The organism is bacterium (genome assembly GCA_020444325.1).
GTDB lineage: Bacteria > Bacteroidota > Ignavibacteria > SZUA-365 > SZUA-365 > BM516.
The window spans coordinates 167,111-184,601 of the sequence record JAHLLD010000009.1 but is presented as its reverse complement, the minus strand read 5'-3'; the positions used below and the strand labels follow the sequence as shown (position 1 = coordinate 184,601).

Genomic DNA, 17,491 nt, shown 5'->3' with positions numbered 1-17,491 from the left:
CACTCCCGCGTGCCGCAGGCACTCCCGCGTGCCGCAGGCACTCCCGCGTGCCGCAAGGCACTCCCGCGTGCTGTCTGGCGCTATACCACGCGGTGGGCTGGTTCGCGGTTATGAAGGACGTCGAGGAGATTGCGGGCGGCCATTTCTGCCATGCGGTCGCGGGTTGCGATGGAGGCGCTGCCGATGTGCGGGAGAAGGACAGTGTTTGGCAGCTTCAGCAGGGCTTCGGGGATGACAGGTTCCTGCTCATAGACATCGAGTCCCGCCCCGAAAATGCGCTGTTCCTGTAGCGCGGAGATCAGTGCCTCTTCATCGATGACAGGACCGCGAGCGGTGTTGATCAGGATAGCGGTGGATTTCATCTTTTCCAGGGCGGCAGCATCGATCAGATGTGTTGTCTCCGGGCTGAGCGGGACATGCAGGCTAACGACATCACTTTCCGTGAGCAGCTGTTCCAAAGAAACGTAGGTCGCGCCCAGATCCTTTTCGAAGGTTTCATTTCTGCTTCGGTTGTGATACAGCAACCGCATACCGAACGCCGCTGCCGCCTTGCGGGCAAATGCTCGTCCAATGCGTCCCGCGCCGACGATGCCCAGTGTTTTTCCTCCGAGGTCATGACCGAGAAACAACTTCGGTGCCCAGCCCTCGAATTTCCCTTCCCGCAGCCAGGCATCACTTTCGACGATGCGTCTGGCTGCGCTGATCATCAATGCGAAGGCGATGTCTGCCGTCGCTTCGGTGAGGACTCCGGGCGTATTGGTTACGACGATTCCGCGTTCACGTGCGGCGTCGATATCGATATTGTTGTATCCAACGGCGTAGCTTGAAATGCAGCGAAGTGACGGTCCCGCTGCAATGACATCCGCATCGATCGGATCGGAAAGCAGGCAGAGCAGAGCGTCGGCGTCGCCAACGGCTCTGATCAGTTCTTCTTTCCGTATTTGCCTGTTTTCCCCGAATACCTGCAGGTCGGTATGTTCCCGAAGAAGCGCGAGTCCCGCTTCCGGAATCTCACGTGTGCAGAATACTGTATGTGCCATGCGGAAGCTCCAGATGCTGGATGAAAAAAATCCCGCGGCCGGATGACCGCGGGATGGAAGGTCGTGTGACGACACGTCTTACTTCATGACGGTCATCTTCTTCTGCTGCATCTGTCCATCAACATTGAGCTGATAGATGTAGGTACCTGAGGGCAGGTTCGCTGCGTCCATGGTGACCTGATGCGTACCGGCGCCCTTCTCTGCGTTCACGAGCGTCGAAACGTTCTCGCCGAGGGAGTTGAAGACCCTGAGCGTGACATGACCGGGCTTGGTCAGCTGATAGGCGATCGTGGTGGTCGGATTGAAGGGGTTCGGGTAATTCTGATACAGGGAGATCGTGCTCGGCTGCGCGTCGAAATACACATCGACGACAGGCGAGTAGGTCGCCGTACCGTCGTTATCGACCTGGCGCAGGCGATACTTCACGTTGCCCACGTTGCGATGGGTTGCAGTGATGGGATCGCTGTACTTGTAATCTTTCGGGGCAGTGGTCGTTCCGCGTCCGCTGACGAAGCCGACGTTTTCGTAATTCGCGCCGCCGTCAAAGCTGCGCTCGATTTCGAAACCGTAGTTGTTGCTTTCGCTGGTGACATTCCAGACCAGGTCGACGTTGTTGCCGTTGACCGTGGCATTGAGCGTGTTGAGCTCGACCGGAATGGCCTTGCGGGAGCGGAAGGCGGCAATACCGTTGTTGGACATCAGCACGTAAAGGATCACATGCAGGCCGGGCTCGTCCGGATCTTCCTGCAGAGAATAATGCTTGAGCTGGAAGTCCACATCGGCGATGTAGTTTTCAACTGCCGAATTGTTGTTGAGCGTCTTGTTGCCAAGCTGCGGCGTGTCACCCCAGATCTGGAAATCCTGCCCCGGGGTAGTGACGTCGATGATGCGCGCCTTGGTATTGTTGTTCGGAATGGTCGGATCGACACCACCGGTAGGATACCCATCGGCAAGGACAATATACTTCAGTCCGTACTCGGGCAACTCGAAATAACGAATGGCGCCAGACTGTCCAGTAAGCGAACTCGACAGAGAGCGGTTACCGGTGGCCTGCTGGTTGTAGGTCTGCGGCCAGGGATTGGTCGGATGCTGCACCTGTGTTGCCGCGGTGGTGATACGGGGATTCGAATCCATCCACACGTCGGACACGAGCTGGAGGCTGGTACCGGCAACGCCATGGGCGGCCAGACCGGCGTTCGAGTTCACGAGGCGAATCGCGAGGCGGTATTCGAGCTTGTAAGGTCCGGTATCGGAGGAAGGACGCTGGGCCTCGGGACGCCTGTCAGCAAGGATTACATTGACTTGCTCATTCCAGTTGGGCTGGGTCGGGTAGGAACCGCCACTGGTGTAAATGCGCACACTGTCGACCAGGTACGGATCTTCGCCCGGAGGATAATACATCGAGCGGTAGCCGATGACGTCAAATGCGTCGCCCCAGCGATGGTAGCTCATTTCACTGTCGAGGGGACCCGTGCCGATGCCGTTGCTGCCGGCATTCAGTGTGGCGTATACGCATTTCGGACTCGCGACCGGAGTATCCCAGCGCCAGACACGGAAGGGACCCTGTCCGAGGTACACGGGATCGCACTGTCCGCTCGGGAGCAGAATGCAGATACCCCAGACGGGCACGACGAGGTTACATGCGAAAATGCGGCCTTCGTCATCAAGGTCGATTTTGTACAGAGAATACGTGTTCTGCGAGTAGCCGCGGTAGAGCTGGACGCCACCGGCGGAAGCAACGGTATCAATTGGTACCGGGAGCTCGCCACCGAGTCCCTTCGAGGAAGCATCAGCGGAGCGTCCAACATCCATGGCCGGTGTACCGGTCTGCGACTTCCATGCGTAAATGCGTGGCGTCTGCCAGAAAACAGGGCCAGCAACGGAGGTATGCGGATTGACGATGTACACCACGTCACGCCACTTGTCATAGGCAAGTCCGGTGAACGACTTGCTCGGAATCATCCAGGCATTGACGTGGCTGGTCTGATTGGCGGGGGGTGGCACATTGCGCCAGAGCTCTTCCCAGAAAATGTTTCCCTGCGCGCTGGCCTGATTCGGCAGCGTCGCGAGAAACAGGGCAAGCATACAGCCCGTCGTCAGTAGAATTTTCTTCATGAATTACTCCGTGATGGTGATATGTGAAGAAGTTTTTGTTATCGATTGGAATTACAAAGGGTTACACCTTCGCAAGTCTCTGAAACATACCAAATGCCGCAAGATGAAGCAAGGAACAGCAGAATCAGGGATGCGCATGTCTCTCCTGCACTGCGGCTGTGCGATGTCAGTGAAAAAGACACAGCAGAAATGAGATTGTTACAGTTGTCCTGTAGCATTGTTTGAGCGGCGCTCATTTTCCCGTCATATTACGCGATCAGATCCCGATGTCACATTTCCGGTCCGCGTGTGTCCATGACGGAGAAGTCACACCAGAGGAGATGGGTATGAAATCGATGGCGACCTGCTTTTTCCTTCTTTTCTGCATCCTTCTCCTGCCCGAATTCCAGGCGCAGGGACAGGGAAATATTTTCTGGAGCGAGGAGTGGAAACACAGCGTTCCGGCCCAGCCGCAGCCCGCGCAGCCTTTCGGCTGGATGTATGACAGCCTGGGATTTACCGCGCTTGCGTACGATGAGGTCAGGGATGTTGTATACGTTGTATCTCCACAATTCATCATCGATCCGGTTCTGGGACTCCTGCCGCAGCCACGCATCTACATTCTTGATGCGGACAGCGGTGGCGTACGCATGGATATGGGACGCTCCGCCTTTCACGGTGCGATGGGCGCCGGTGGTGAACTGCCACTGCCGCTCGACACCTTCACTGTCTCCGCAGCGAAGCCTCTGGGATTCATGCGGAACCGTATGTGCGTCTACCGCATCGATGTCGATGATGAGGGACGCATTTACGCGTGCAACCTCGTCAATCCGCTCTGGGGATACTGCAAGCCTGTCGGTGCGACCACGGTCTGCGATCCCGATTACCTGGAGCAGGGACCATTGCGCGTCTGGCGCTGGGATACGCCGTCGTCTACACCGCAATTGATTTACGCTACCAGCAACACATCGGCGTCCGCGATAGGGGACGCGCAGGACAGCGAGCTACCCGCTACCCGCTGGGCTGATGCGTTTTCCGTTTCAGGGAAGCGCGGCTGGTATGATCCACCGGGACCTTCTCCACCGGTGCAGTACGATTCCGTGCGCATATACATCGGTGGTGGAAACTGGCCGGGACAGGTGACGCCGAACAATGAAGTTGTCGTGCTGGTCGAGGATCGGCGTCCCGCAGCACAGCGTCCTGACCGCGACGTGCAGGGGGGAGGGAAACTCTCCTTCCGGCTGGGACTCCGCATCAGGGCACCCTTCGCACATGCGTTGCATGGTGTGGCGGCCGAACCGCTGCAGCATGCAAATGGGCAACTTTCCGGACGCGTGTGGATGGACGGCAATTTCGATTCGACCGCATACACGCTTCAGGTTCAGTACGATAACCAGTCGCTGCCTCAGCTGTATGTTCCACTCGCGGCCAATGTGGTCTCGCTTTCTCCAGCCCTGACTGGACTCTCGGGTGCGCTCGGATATTTCGAGCTTCCACAGTACGGGCTCAAATATCTTATCGCAACAGATGGGGCGGGTTGCACACCGAACATTCCTGATGGAGACAATGATCTGACACACGCCAGAATCGTGGACGTAACACACCCCGGTCAGGAATTCCAGGTCTGGGGCGATTCGCCGCAGCTCGGGAGAAATCGCCTGGCATCGATCGATAATGAAAATGGTATTTCTGATGTAGACTATCGGTTCAAACAGTATTCACCCGAAGAAAACCCATCTGAACCCGGCACGTATTTCGAGTTCTTTGTTCTGATGTCGAAAAATGGCATTGCGCGTTTTCAGGGACGCATACCCATTCCACGTCCCGCTGTTGACCTTTCCGCCTTCACTGCCACAGCATTGGATGGCAGCGTGCAGCTTCGATGGCGAGTGGAAAGTGAAAACGCGTCGCTGCGCTTTGCGGTGCAGCGTGCCGATTCCAGAGAAGGTCCGTGGAAGGAAATCGGGAGTGTTGCCACACGCGGGACGACGCATGAGGCTGCGTGGTACGAGTTCATCGATACGCTCGATGGCACTGCCTCCACGCGCAACAAACTCTGGTACCGTCTCGTGGAAGAGGATGTCTATGGATACAGGTCGGAATTCAGGGCGTTGCGCGTGTCTCTGGTCACTGCAGCGCACACGCCCGCAATCACATTGTATCCACATCCGGTGCAGCAGAAGGACGGGACGCTACAGCTGGAGCTGCGTAATGAAAGAGAGGAGCGCGCGGTGCTGCGTGTGTGGGATTTGCTCGGGAGGAGCCGTTTTGTGATGAGCGGAATTCAACTCGTTGACGGAATCGTGCAGATGCAGGTCCCTGTCGCGACACTTCCTCCGGGGATATACATGCTTGTTGTACGAACAGACAATGGTGGGACCATGACGCAACGTCTGATCGTGCGATAGGTGCGGGATTGTCCTTGCCTCCTCTCCCGCACACGAAAAACGGGCTGCCTCGCGATTCGGGGCAGCCCGTTTTGATATGTCGTATTCGGATGAGACGCTACTCGAGAACCACGCGCCGTGCCGTGGTCTGTGTTCCGGATCGCAGAAGCAGAAGGTAGATGCCGCGGGGCAATCCGCTGCCGTCGAAACGCAGCATCGTTGTTCCTCCCGACAGGAATCCGTCATACAGCGTCGCGACCGTACGGCCTAGAAGGTCGTGCACGACGACCTGTACCGCCTGTCCTTCGGATGCGGTGACGGGGAGGGAAACCACTCCGTCACGTGAGGGATTGTATGGCTGTGGGTATGCTTCACCAATACTGATTTCCCGGGCTGCGGAAGTGAGCGGGGATATGCCGACGGTCCGATATCCGACTGACTTCAAAATCATATTGCGCGGATCGAGGGTAATGCTTTTTACATCGTTCGCGGGCGCTTCCGGAATACTGAATTCCTGGAATGAGAGTGCACGTGAATCGAGAACGGTGCGCACTGTGTCGCCGCTCAGCAGCACGACCTGCAGATCGAGAGGCATTCGGAAAAACGGATACTTTGTGCTGTCCTGTGTCTGCAGCAGCTGAATGCGCAGGGGCGAGCTGCTGTTATCGCTCACTCGCTGCACGATGTAGTCGGGCCAACCTGCCTTGAATACCCACTCGTCGAAGAACCATCCGAGTTCACTGCCGTGATGCATCTCCATAACTGCCTGCAGGTCTTCTGTCGAAGCATTTGCGTAGGCATGTTTCTGTGCGTAGTCGAGGAGTCCTTCAAAAAACGCCGTGTCTCCCATCACCTCACGCAGCATGGCCATGACCGCGCCGCCCTTATGGTATATCGTTGCGGGGTAGTTGGACACTGTAGCGCGGGGGAAATCGTGCAATGGGAATATCCCTTCGTTGCGCGAATCCGAAATCCTGTAGCGCTGCTTTGTCTCACGAAGCTTTTCGCGATACGCCGCCTCTCCACCGAGGTATTCCTCATACAGCATTTCGCTGAACACCGCGAATCCTTCGTTGAGCCAGGCGTCGCCGAAATCCCTGCAGGTGACGAGATCGCCCCACCACATGTGCGCCAGTTCATGTGCGGCCGTGCTGCCCGCTTCCTCGAGTCCGGTAAACAGCGAAGCAGCATAGCTGATCATGGTCTGATGTTCCATCGAACCAATGGGGGTAATGCAGTAGCCGACCTTGTCGAAGGGGTAGGGACCGAAGCGTGCGGTGAACGCCTCCATCATGGAGGGAACGGTGGAGAAATACGCCACGGCGCGCGTGGAATCCGCGCGAGGGACGAAGTACTGCATGGGAATGGAATTCCAGCTGTCTTCCACAACCGCATAGTCGCTGATCGCATAGGTGAAGAGATACGTCGCCGTGGGATGGGATTCCACCCATCGATACGCGGTATATCCCGCTCCCGCATCAGGTCGTTCCGCAAGCACACCGGTACCCGCAACAACGAGGTCCTGCGGCACTTCGAAGGTAACATCGAACGTCGCCTTGTCCGACGGAATATCGTTGCACGGCAGCCAGTAGCGCATGACGGAAATCTCAGGTGTCGTGAAACCGACACCCATGAAATATGTGACATCACCCCAGTGGCAGCCGCCCCAGGGCAATGGTCCGCCTTCGTTGTCGGGACTCCCGGCGTACTGCACGCGCACGGTAATTGTGTCTCCTGCCGGGAATGGTGTATCCGGGGTAATCGTAAGCAGGTTGTCCGCATGCGTGTAAGACACCGGGCTGCCGCTGATGCTTACAGCGGAAACCGTCGCGAACGCGAGATCCAGGCTGAACGCGTCCAGGTCACCGCGGGCCGCGTTTCGCAGCGTAATCGCCACGTCACCCCGCACCGTCTCCGTGTTCATTTCGAATCGTACAGTGGCTTCATATTTCAGCACATCAATCAGCGTCGATTCGGCTTTCATCGATGTCGCGCTCAGTGTCAGTAGTGCGAGGATCAGTACGTATCGTTGCATAGCAGAGTCCGGATGTCAGATGTCAGATGTCAGATGTCAGATTGCAGATTGCAGATGACAGATAACAAATTGCAGATTGCAGTTGCCTGATCGAAAGATAGAAAATTGCACGACGCAAACTATCGATCTGATACTTCCATCTTTCAATCTGAAATCTGAAATCTGGAATCTGGAATCCCACGCCTACTGGGCGGGGAGGGGGTTACTTGAAGCGGGAGTCGGGGATGCCCTTGTTGATGACGTAGTTGCTGTAACGGACGGTGACCGTGGCCTTGCTGTCGCCGTCGTCTTTCTTTTTCTTTGCACCGGGACGGCGGAAGTTCATCGGGGAGGGCATCGAAATATCGATACGTTCAGGCATCCAGTACTTCCCATCAACGTGTGTGTATGTGAAGGATGCCTGCGCGGCGGCACCCCCGTCGGGATCAGCATCAAGGCGCAGCACGATATCTCGCTTTGTGTCCACATACAGTGTTATGCGCTGCAGCCGGATGGTATCGCTTCGTGCCAGCAGTTTGAGCTTCGTGCAGGTGACACCGCCAATTTTTTCCGTGCCCTGTATGACCGCGTCGTACATGTCCTTCTCGAAACGGAGTGGATCGAAGCCCACCGCGTCTCGCGGGAGCATGGCGAAGCCGTCACTTTCGATATGCACGTTGTTCGGTTTCTTGTAGTACAGCGTGGCCTCCATGTCAGGGACGTTGAGCCTTTTCATGTTGACGGTAGCCCTGATATCCACCTGGTAATCGTTCACGCGCGAGAATATCGTCTGCACGCGTTCGAGCAGCGCGACGGCTTCTCCCTGCGCCTGACTGACCTGCGTCATGAAAGTGAGCAGGAGGAATGACAGAACCGCGGTGCGTTTACATATCGTCATTTCTGCAACCTCGTAAAGACCTCGACAAACGTTCGAACTGCGTGTAGGTAGTGACCGCCGCAACGCGGCAGGCGCAGCGTCGGTACAGATGATTTATGCGTAATCTGCATAATCGTGCCAGCGGAATTATGCAGAAACTGCATAAACCCGTATCTGGAAATATGCAGAAAGTGCATATTCGGAGGGGAAAAATTATGCATAATCTGCATAATTGCATCCCGGGAGCGCCTGGACGTGTGCTTGAAGCGCTGCGCGGGAGATCAGGAGAGTATGTCCTTACGCCGGAAAATCACCCAGGCGGCTGTGAGAAACACGGCAAGGAAGGCGGATAGTGCCAGCAGATCTTTCACGATAGCGGTGAAATCGATGGGATTGCCGAATGCGCGACGCCAGACATCGGTGTAGGTCGTAAACAGCCAGGGCCTGAGATTCTCGAAGAACTCGAAGGGGAGATTCCCGAGAATGAAAAACAGGATGATGATGGCGAAGGAGCCGACGATGGGACCAATGGCATTCTCGACGAAGGTGCTGAACAGCATTCCCAGAGCGGCGACGACGGACATCGCATATCCCGCGAGAGCGTAGGCGAAGATGAAACGCCACCAGAGCTCCGCGGCAGGGAGAATGGTAATGCCTTCTTCGAGTATCATGATCATGTCGCCGTGCCCGAAGAAGATCAGTCCGAGTCCCACACTCAGCATCCCGAGAAAATACACCAGCGAATATGTGTACAGCGCGGCACTGATGGCTTTGACACCGAAGATGCGATTCCTGGAGGGCGGACGCGTAAGGAGAATACGATATGTTCCGCTTGTCGCTTCCCCGGCGAAAATGTCCCCGGCCACGAGCAGGATGAGGAAGGGAACGTGCACGAAGAGCGCGTTCATGACGATGTTCGAAACGAACCAGCCGTTGAACAGCGAACCGACAAAGAGGAAGTTCTGCTGCAGTCCTCGCGTCATCCCGTTGATCATGTCGTCGCCCGCGAACGACATTCCCCAGAATGCCAGAGGTATCAGTACGGCGATGAGGCCGAACCCGATATACGTCCGGAGCTTCCGGTAGGTCTTCAGCAGTTCGTATCGAACGAGAGTGAGCATGCAGTTCGCTTGTCGTGAATCAGAGCTTCTGTTTCGCGGCGATATTCTTCAGGGCACGGACCTCATTCTCGCTGAGGTAACGCCAGGCGCCACGTTTAATTCCTTCTAGTGTGAGTCCGGCATAGGACATGCGGTCAAGTTTACGCACGGTATATCCGAGAGTTTCAAACATCCGCCGCACCTGCCGGTTCCTTCCTTCATGCAGTACGAGTGCCACGATTTTTCCTCGCGGACCATCCAGCAACTCGGCTTCGCAGGGACTCGTCTTCCCGTCTTCGAGCTTCACACCGTTGCGCAGCGCCTCAATATCCTGGGGTCGCACAAAGTCTGTCGTCTCCACCATGTATGCCTTGGCGACATGGAAGCGTGGATGCATCAGCACATTGGCGAGGTCTCCGTCGTTGGTCAGCAGAAGTGCGCCGGTGGTGTTGCGATCAAGCCGGCCGACTGGATAGACGTTATGCTCGGGAGGGACGAGATCCATCACCGTGCGCCGTCCCTTGTCGTCGGAGGTCGTGGTGATGCAATCCTTCGGCTTGTTGAGCAGAAGATAAAAAAGCTGATTCTGAATGTATACCGGGGTGCCGCGCACGGAGACTTCATCGCGCTGTGGATTCACTTTTGTTCCGAGTTCGGTCACCACTTTGCCGTTGACTCTCACGACTCCTGACGCGATCAGGTCGTCGGCCTTGCGTCGCGATGCGACACCTGCCTCGGAGAGATACCTGTTCAGCCGCAGTTCTTCGACTGCGGGCCGCACGGCGACGGTGTGCTTGCGGGGTTTTCCCTTTCCGCGTGCCGGGGCAATGCGATCATGTGTTTTTCTCCCCTTCTCTCCAGCTGCATCCGCAGCTGTTCTCTGTCGCTGGCCGCCACGGCTCCGCGTGGCAGCTGCTTTCCCGGTCCTTTGACCGCTTCCATGCCCTGCGCCGTGACTACCGTCATGTCCGGTGCCGCGGCCACTTCCGCGTCCGGCACCGCTGCCCGACGGACGTCCACGACCCGGCTGTCCTGATGACCTGCTGCCGGAATACTTTCCGCCACGCCCGGAACTGCCTGAACCCGTGCCACGGCTTGAACCTGTGCCACGGCTTGAACCTGTGCCACGGCTTGAACCCGTGCCACGGCCTGAGCCCGTGCCACTGCCTGAGCCCGTGCCACGGCCTAAACCTGTGCCACGGCCTGAGCCTGTGCCACGGCCTGAGCCCGTGCCACGGCCTGAACCCGTGCCACGGCCTGAGCCTGTGCCACGGCCTGAGCCTGTGCCTGTGCCACGGCCTGAGCCTGTGCCACGGCCTGAGCCCGTGCCACGGCTTGAACCTGTGCCACGGCGTGAACCTGCGCCCCCGCTTTTGCCGCGTCCCTTATCAGAAGGTGAATTTCGTTGCTCTGCCATTATTCCTGCTCTTTTTCATCCGGTTCTTCGGCGTCGAATGGATTCTCCACCTGCGCCACATCCTCAGTCACATTGTCCTCATCATTCATGGCATCATCTTCGGCCACATCTTCATCCCGCACGGCATCATCTTCGTTCGTTTCTTCTGTTTCTGCTTCATCAGATGTTTCGGTATCGCGTCCAGCGTCAGTCTCCTGATTCTCATTGTCCGATCCAACTTCAATGCCGGTATCCAGGGCGCTGCTTTCATCAGCAGTTGCGTCGAACTGTACGGTAAGCACTGGCACTGCCGCGTTGTCGTCTACCTGCGTCGTGCTGTCGAGAGCCGACGCCTCATCACTGTCCGTTGCCTCGGTGTCGGCGGCAGTGCTTGCGGTCTCCACGGAATTGCCCCGTGACTCGGCCGCTTCGCGGAGGACGTCGGCGAGGCGCTGTGAAGACATCTGCGCCAGCTCGGCAGCCTGTTCGGGATCCATTTCATCGATGGGGTTGCTCACGAGTTCGTCTTCCGTCGAGAGGAGGTCCTTGATCTCGCGCGGTTTCGGAAGGTCGCTGATGCTGCTCAGGCCGAAATGTTTCAGAAACGTCTTCGTTGTGCCGTAGAGCAGGGGGCGGCCCGGACTGTCTTCACGTCCCACGATGGAAATCAGGTTGCGTTCCAGCAGTGATTTGACGACGTGTTCCGCATTGACGCCACGGATTCCTTCAACGGCGGGTTTGCTGATCGGCTGACGGAACGCGATGATCGCGAGAGTCTCGAGTGCGGATTGCGTCAGACGGCGGCGGGAGCGCTCTGCGAACAGCTTGCCAACCCAGGCTCCATATGCCGCGGTTGTTTGAAAGACGAACCCTCCCGCGACCTCCGCGATGCGGAACGCGCGTCCCGTCTCTTCATATTCTCCATTCAGCACGTCGATGGCGCGCTTGACGCGGGTGATGGTGAAACTCTTTTTCCTGCGGCGGCGTCTCCCGGGCGCATCTTCCTTTTCCTCTTTGTCCACGGCACTTTCCGGCGCCATGATATCCTTGATCTGCCGGAAGGTCAGTGGCTCGTCGGATGCAAAAATGAGCGCTTCCAGCGCCGCCCGGAAATCCGGATCGTCCTCGAATACTTCGTCTTCCTCCGCGGAGCCTTCCGCATCGGAGTCTTCGTCCACGTCCGTTGCTTCGTCCGCGTCCGTTGCTTCGTCCACGTCAGTTATTCCCTCGTCGGAGGTAGAGTCCTCATCCGATTCGTCGGACGCGGTCGTTGCCGCGGTGTCGGTAGATTCTTCCGCCTTCGGGGTTTCCTCCGCCTTCGGGGTTTCCTCCGCCTGCGGGGTTTCTTCCGCTTTCGGGGTTTCCTCCGCCTGCGGGGTGTTCTGTTCATCTATGGGTTTATTGCTGTCCTGCATGTTCCTCTGGAGCGGGGGCGCTGCCCTCCGCATCTTCTGTCCTGATAATTTCAAAATCATTGAACTGTCCGTGAAGCTCGACGCGCAGCCGATGGGCGCGTATGAGCTCCAGGAGCGCGATGAAGGTGACGACAACCTGTACCTTCTCTTTCATTTCCTGCATGATCTCGAGGAAATTGTATTTCGGCCGCGCCCCGAAGCGCTGCATCAGCCAGGTACCCTGTTCTTCGATGGACCAGGGGATGGCGCGCACCTCATGCACGGTTTTCTTCGGGATGTTCATCATGGCGTGCTGAAACGCCTTGATGAGCTGGTACATGGTCACATCTTCGAGCGCGTCTTCCTCTTCTTCGACGACGGCTTTTTTTACATCGTATTTGAAAAGGCTGCGGAAATAGCGTTCGCGTTGATCGCGCTCGAGCTGCTGCAGCTGCTCGGCAGATTCCTTGTACCGCTTGTATTCGAGCAGGCGCTGGGTGAGTTCGGCGCGCGGGTCGATCTCGTCTTCCCCTTCCTCTGTGGGGACGCGAGGCAGAAGCATGCGGGCTTTGACCTGCATCAGCGTTGCCGCCATCACGATGAATTCACCCGCGAGCTCGAGGTCGAGCATCTGCATCACGCGGATGTAGGAAAGGAACTCCTGCGTGATATACGCGATGGGGATGTTGTATATGTCGAGCTCATCGCGCCGGATAAAAAACAGAAGAAGGTCGAGGGGACCCTCAAAATCGGGTATTCTGACTTTGAACGTGCCCACACCTAACCCAGCTTCATTGCATCACGTACGGCGGACATCGTTTCCCGGGCCCGGCTGCGTGCACGTGCTTCCCCGTCGACGAGAATTTCCTCGACGCGGGCAGGATGCGCTTCGAGCGCAGCGCGCTTTTCCCGGTGCGGAGCGAGGAAGGCGTCGATCTGCGCCGCACAGCGTTTCTTGCAGTCCACGCAGCCGAGTTCACCGGAGGTGCAGCCTGCATGAATCTCCGTGGTTTCGGCGGGATTGAATTTCTCATGGTACGTATAGATCAGGCACACTTCGGGACGCCCGGGATCGTTGCGGCGCACTTTCTGCACGTCCGTCGGCGCCTTGCGCAGCTTCTGCCAGACGGCATCAGGGTCGTCGGAAAGAAGGATCGTATTGTTCATGGACTTGGACATTTTTTTGTCCTTGCCATCGAGCCCCGGCAGACGTGCAAACTTCGTGAGCTTCGGCTGCGGTTCGGGGAATACTTCGCCCCAGGCTGCGTTGAAGCGCCGGGCGATCTCTCGTGTGATTTCCACATGCGAAAGCTGATCTTCACCGACAGGAACCAGGTCTCCGCGGTAGAGCAGGATATCGGCCGCCTGGAGAACGGGATACCCGAGGTGCCCGTACACGATGTTTTCGATGTCGAGATCCCGCACCTGTTCCTTGATGCTGGGATTGCGCTCGAGCCTGTTTTTCGTGATCAGCATGGAAAAAATCAGGTGCAGCTCGGTGTGTTCCTTGATCTGGGACTGCCTGAAGACCGGGCTTTTCTCAGGGTCGATTCCCCCTGCCAGCCAGTCGATCACCATGTCGATCGTGTTCTGATACAGATGCGTGGTATCGAGATTCGTGGTCAGCGCATGGTAATCAGCCACGAGGTGATAGTTGTTGTATTCATCCTGAAGGGCGACCCAGTTTTCGAGCGCGCCGGTCCAGTGTCCGAGATGCAGCTTGCCAGTGGGACGCATGCCGCTGAGGATGGTTTTCTTTGCGGTGTCAGTCATGGGAATGTGTTTGTGAGAGAAAGATACATTCCCACTAAGATATGAAAGCGCGGGGTAGAGATGAAACAGGGGGAGCGACGAGGTCAGCGCATGAAGAGATAGGGCTTCCACAGTTCGTCAACGCGTGCCACGGAGTGACGGATGAAGGAGACGTGCGACGGGCGGCGGGGTACACTGAGCAGGGTGAAGCCTGCGCGTTCCGGCGTGCGGCTTCCCTTCTTATTGTTGCAGGCCAGGCAGGCGGTCACGAGATTTTCCCAGCTGTCTTTGCCTCCGCGGGCACGCGGAATGATATGGTCCACCGTCAGTTGCGTACCAGTTCGGCCGCAGTACTGGCAGCGGTGTCCGTCGCGACGAATAATATTTTTCCGCGAGAGCATGATGCCCTTGTACGGGACGCGCTTGTAACTGTTGAGACGGATAACGCTGGGGAAGGGGTAGGCACAGCTTACGCTGCGGATTTTCCGGTCGGCTTTTTCCACCACGATCTGAGCTTTTTCCAGGAAAAGCAGGATGACGGCTTTCTGCACGGAGCAGACGGTGAGCGGTTCGTAACTCTGGTTGAGGACCAGGACGCGGCCGCTGATGGCAGGTTTCTTCTTGTCGCTTAATTCGAAGACGACCTCCGGATGGTCAATAATACCGCATAATACCGCCTGCCCGGATGAAAGGCAATGCCTGCATTCGTCCCGGATGTATGGGGAGCGTCAGTCGGCACGGCGGAAGAGGAAACGGCGCAGGCTCTGCAATTCGCTTCGCAGGAAGAATCCGCTCAGGAAGATCACGGCCGTGAAGGTGAGGAAAATGACGATGCGCCAGAGGGCGAAGGAAATCTGCGCGGGTGGAGGGACCAGGTACCAGAGGCAGGCACCCGCGGTGAGGGCGACCGCTATACGAAGCAGGCGTCCGTACTCCCAGCGCACGGGGAAGATGCGCCGCACGGCAGCGGCGTAAACGCCGGAGATGGTGGCGTAGGCGGCGAATGTCGCCACGGCGCCGCCGTACATGCCCCAGACCGGAATGAGCAGCAGATTGGTGATGATGTTGACCACCGCGCCTGCGGTAGTGGCGTAAAGGATGATGCGTGTGCGTTTCTCAATGTACAACCCGGCATTCAGAATTTGCGCCACGCCTGCCCAGAGGTAGCTGAAGAGAATAATGGGGACGATGCCGAGTCCACCGAGATAGCTTTCCTTGATCAGATTGCGATCGAGCAGAGGGATGGAAATGCGCACGATATCGCCGATGAACAGTGTGAGCAGCAGTACGATGGCGGAGGAGAGGAGAACGAAGTATGTAAGGACGCGTGCGAAGAAGCGGCGCGTCTCGTCACTGTTTGTCATCTGCAGGTACAGGGGTTGCCAGGCATATCGGAAGACCGTGACGACGAGCATCATGAAAATGCCCAGCTTGTAGTTCATGCTGTACACGCCTGCAGTCGCCGCATCCGTGAGTTTCAGCATCAACGGTTTGTCTATCACTTCGACAAGCATGATGGCGACGGCCCCGGGCATGGTGGGGAGGCCGTAGTGCAGGAGCTCGCGCAACAGTCCTTTTTCGGTATTACGTCCCGAATGACTGATGAACACCGGCAGCAGCAGCACCGTCGTGCTGAAGGAAGCGATGGCACCGGAGACAAAAATCCAGACGATGGACCAGTGCAGGAAATAGATGAAAAGGACGTTGAGGCCGACATTGATGACAATGGATGTAATGCGCACGAAGGCGAACATGCGTGCACGCTGCTCCATGCGAAGGGCAGCGAGGGGTATGACGTTCACGGCATCGAGGACGATCATTGCGAGAGAGAGAGGAATGATCGGACTGTTGGCGGGAGAAATTTCGAGAAACACGCGGGCCGGCTGTTGGAACAGCAGTACCACTGCCGATACGAGCAGGGACGCCACGGCGATGAAACGCATACTGCTGGTGAAAATGCGGTTGCGGGCGGCATCGTCCTTTCCTGCGATGAAACGCATGTATGCCGGTTCGAGTCCGAACGTACATGCGGCATTGAGAAAGGCGATGGCGGAATACACGGTGACGACGATGCCATAGTCTCCCTGCGGGAGAGTATGACTGTAGAAGGGGACGAGCAGAAAGGTGATAAAGCGTCCGAGAACATTGCTGACGCCGTACACCGCGGAGTCCGAGGTGAGCCGTTTGAACTGTGCTTTCACGACCGCAATGTACGGAGATTGGCAGAAAGGGAGAAAGACGGATTCTGTACTTCCTCCTTTTCCGCTTTCTCACTACATTACGGCATGTATCACCATCGCTGACGCAGCGCATGAACATTCTCATCACCGGCGGTGCCGGTTTCATCGGATCCAGTATTGCAGATGCTTACCGCGAGCGCGGGCATGACATCGTCATCGTCGATGACCTGTCGACCGGCGTTCTGGAGAACGTCCCCAAAGGCGCGGCGTTTTACCAGATGGACATTCGCGATGAAGGACTCGCCGATGTTGTCGCCGAGCATAATATCGACGTGATCAATCACCATGCCGCGCAGATCGATGTGCGCCGTTCGGTGGAGGACCCGCGGTACGATCTTTCGGTGAATGTTCTTGGATCCCTCAATGTGATCGAGGCAGGGCTGCGCAACGATGTCAAGCGTGTGATCTTCGCCAGTTCCGGTGGCGCCGGATACGGAGAGCAGGAGTATTTTCCCGCCGACGAGGCGCATCCCATCGCGCCGTGCTCCCCGTATGGCATCACCAAGGTGACGGTCGAACGCTACCTGCACTATTTTCATCTGGTGCGCGGGCTGACATACACCGTATTCCGGTACACGAACGTGTACGGTCCGCGGCAGAACCCTCATGGTGAGGCAGGTGTGGTCGCGATTTTCTGCGACAAGCTGCTTGAGGGTGACAACCCCGTCATCAACGGTGAAGGATTGCAGACCCGCGATTATGTGTACGTCAACGATGTCGTCCGCGCCAACGTGATGGCGCTCGACATGGAAGGTTCCGACACCTTCAATGTCAGCACCAATGTGGAAACCACCGTGAACACGATATTCCGCGTCCTCAATGAAGGCCTCGGTTCTCCCGCATCGGAGAAACATGGTCCCGCCAAGTCCGGCGAACAGCTGCGAAGCGTATGCTCTTACGACAAGATCAAGCAGTCCTTCGGCTGGGAACCCACCGTTCCCATCGAGGAAGGATTGCGCAATACGCTCGCCTGGTTCCGCGAACGGCACGGCGAGGAATGATACGTTGCCGTGTGTCGCGGGCGATCTGCCATGAACAGCTTCCGCGCGCATCACGGCTCCCGACCGCCACTGCATCGGCTCCCGCTGCTGCGACCACCGCTGCTGCGACCACCGCTTCATCGGCTCCATCCACGAGCAGATACCACTGTCTCAGTTTTGTCTGGATGGCGCATTGAATTCGCCAAAATGCGCCGTT

General features: G+C 57.3%; 14 protein-coding genes. 2 read left to right on the top strand and 12 right to left on the bottom strand.

The window, feature by feature from the left end; genetic code table 11:
• Window positions 1–80: 80 nt before the first annotated feature.
• The gene (locus KQI65_12900; protein ID MCB2205635.1) at window positions 81–1,040 is read right to left on the bottom strand and encodes a D-glycerate dehydrogenase; all 960 of its coding nucleotides are present in this window, start codon (window positions 1,038–1,040) and stop codon (window positions 81–83) included.
• A 78-nt stretch (window positions 1,041–1,118) separates the two neighbouring features.
• On the bottom strand, window positions 1,119–3,155 hold the full coding sequence (locus KQI65_12895) for a T9SS type A sorting domain-containing protein (GenBank protein ID MCB2205634.1): 2,037 nt from the start codon (window positions 3,153–3,155) through the stop codon (window positions 1,119–1,121).
• Window positions 3,156–3,481: 326 nt separating this feature from the next.
• On the opposite strand from KQI65_12895, the gene KQI65_12890 reads away from it, so the two are divergent.
• Window positions 3,482–5,542, top strand: coding sequence for a T9SS type A sorting domain-containing protein (locus tag KQI65_12890; GenBank protein MCB2205633.1), 2,061 nt, complete (start codon window positions 3,482–3,484; stop codon window positions 5,540–5,542).
• Between the two features lie 97 nt (window positions 5,543–5,639).
• On the opposite strand, the gene KQI65_12885 is transcribed toward KQI65_12890, so the two are convergent.
• The 10 genes from KQI65_12885 to KQI65_12840 all read right to left on the bottom strand — a co-directional run bounded on the left by KQI65_12885 (window position 5,640) and on the right by KQI65_12840 (window position 16,255).
• Window positions 5,640–7,556 carry a T9SS type A sorting domain-containing protein gene (locus tag KQI65_12885; GenBank protein MCB2205632.1) on the bottom strand — a complete coding sequence of 639 codons (1,917 nt, stop codon included), beginning with the start codon at window positions 7,554–7,556 and terminating at the stop codon, window positions 5,640–5,642.
• Between the two features lie 202 nt (window positions 7,557–7,758).
• Window positions 7,759–8,433, bottom strand: a complete 675-nt coding sequence (locus KQI65_12880) for an outer membrane lipoprotein-sorting protein (protein ID MCB2205631.1) — start codon at window positions 8,431–8,433, stop codon at window positions 7,759–7,761.
• A 260-nt stretch (window positions 8,434–8,693) separates the two neighbouring features.
• Entirely contained in the window at window positions 8,694–9,533 is an 840-nt protein-coding gene (locus KQI65_12875; GenBank protein MCB2205630.1) for an ABC transporter permease, read from the bottom strand.
• 19 nt (window positions 9,534–9,552) lie between these two features.
• The gene (locus KQI65_12870) at window positions 9,553–10,293 is read right to left on the bottom strand and encodes an rRNA pseudouridine synthase (GenBank protein ID MCB2205629.1); all 741 of its coding nucleotides are present in this window, start codon (window positions 10,291–10,293) and stop codon (window positions 9,553–9,555) included.
• The gene (locus KQI65_12865; protein ID MCB2205628.1) at window positions 10,263–10,622 is read right to left on the bottom strand and encodes a hypothetical protein; all 360 of its coding nucleotides are present in this window, start codon (window positions 10,620–10,622) and stop codon (window positions 10,263–10,265) included. The genes KQI65_12870 and KQI65_12865 overlap by 31 nt, the downstream gene beginning before the upstream one ends.
• Window positions 10,623–10,928: 306 nt before the next feature.
• Window positions 10,929–12,323, bottom strand: coding sequence for an SMC-Scp complex subunit ScpB (scpB, locus tag KQI65_12860; GenBank protein ID MCB2205627.1), 1,395 nt, complete (start codon window positions 12,321–12,323; stop codon window positions 10,929–10,931).
• Window positions 12,307–13,080, bottom strand: a complete 774-nt coding sequence (locus tag KQI65_12855) for a segregation/condensation protein A (protein MCB2205626.1) — start codon at window positions 13,078–13,080, stop codon at window positions 12,307–12,309. The genes scpB and KQI65_12855 overlap by 17 nt, the downstream gene beginning before the upstream one ends.
• A gap of 2 nt (window positions 13,081–13,082) precedes the next feature.
• Window positions 13,083–14,075: a tryptophan--tRNA ligase gene (gene trpS / locus KQI65_12850; GenBank protein MCB2205625.1), complete on the bottom strand. Its 993-nt coding sequence runs from the start codon at window positions 14,073–14,075 to the stop codon at window positions 13,083–13,085.
• Between the two features lie 83 nt (window positions 14,076–14,158).
• Entirely contained in the window at window positions 14,159–14,662 is a 504-nt protein-coding gene (locus KQI65_12845) for an HNH endonuclease (protein ID MCB2205624.1), read from the bottom strand.
• A 120-nt stretch (window positions 14,663–14,782) separates the two neighbouring features.
• Window positions 14,783–16,255 (bottom strand): polysaccharide biosynthesis C-terminal domain-containing protein, encoded by a 1,473-nt coding sequence (locus KQI65_12840; GenBank protein ID MCB2205623.1) that lies wholly within the window; start codon window positions 16,253–16,255, stop codon window positions 14,783–14,785.
• Window positions 16,256–16,365: 110 nt separating this feature from the next.
• On the opposite strand from KQI65_12840, the gene KQI65_12835 reads away from it, so the two are divergent.
• Window positions 16,366–17,295, top strand: coding sequence for an NAD-dependent epimerase/dehydratase family protein (locus tag KQI65_12835; GenBank protein ID MCB2205622.1), 930 nt, complete (start codon window positions 16,366–16,368; stop codon window positions 17,293–17,295).
• Window positions 17,296–17,491: the final 196 nt, after the last annotated feature.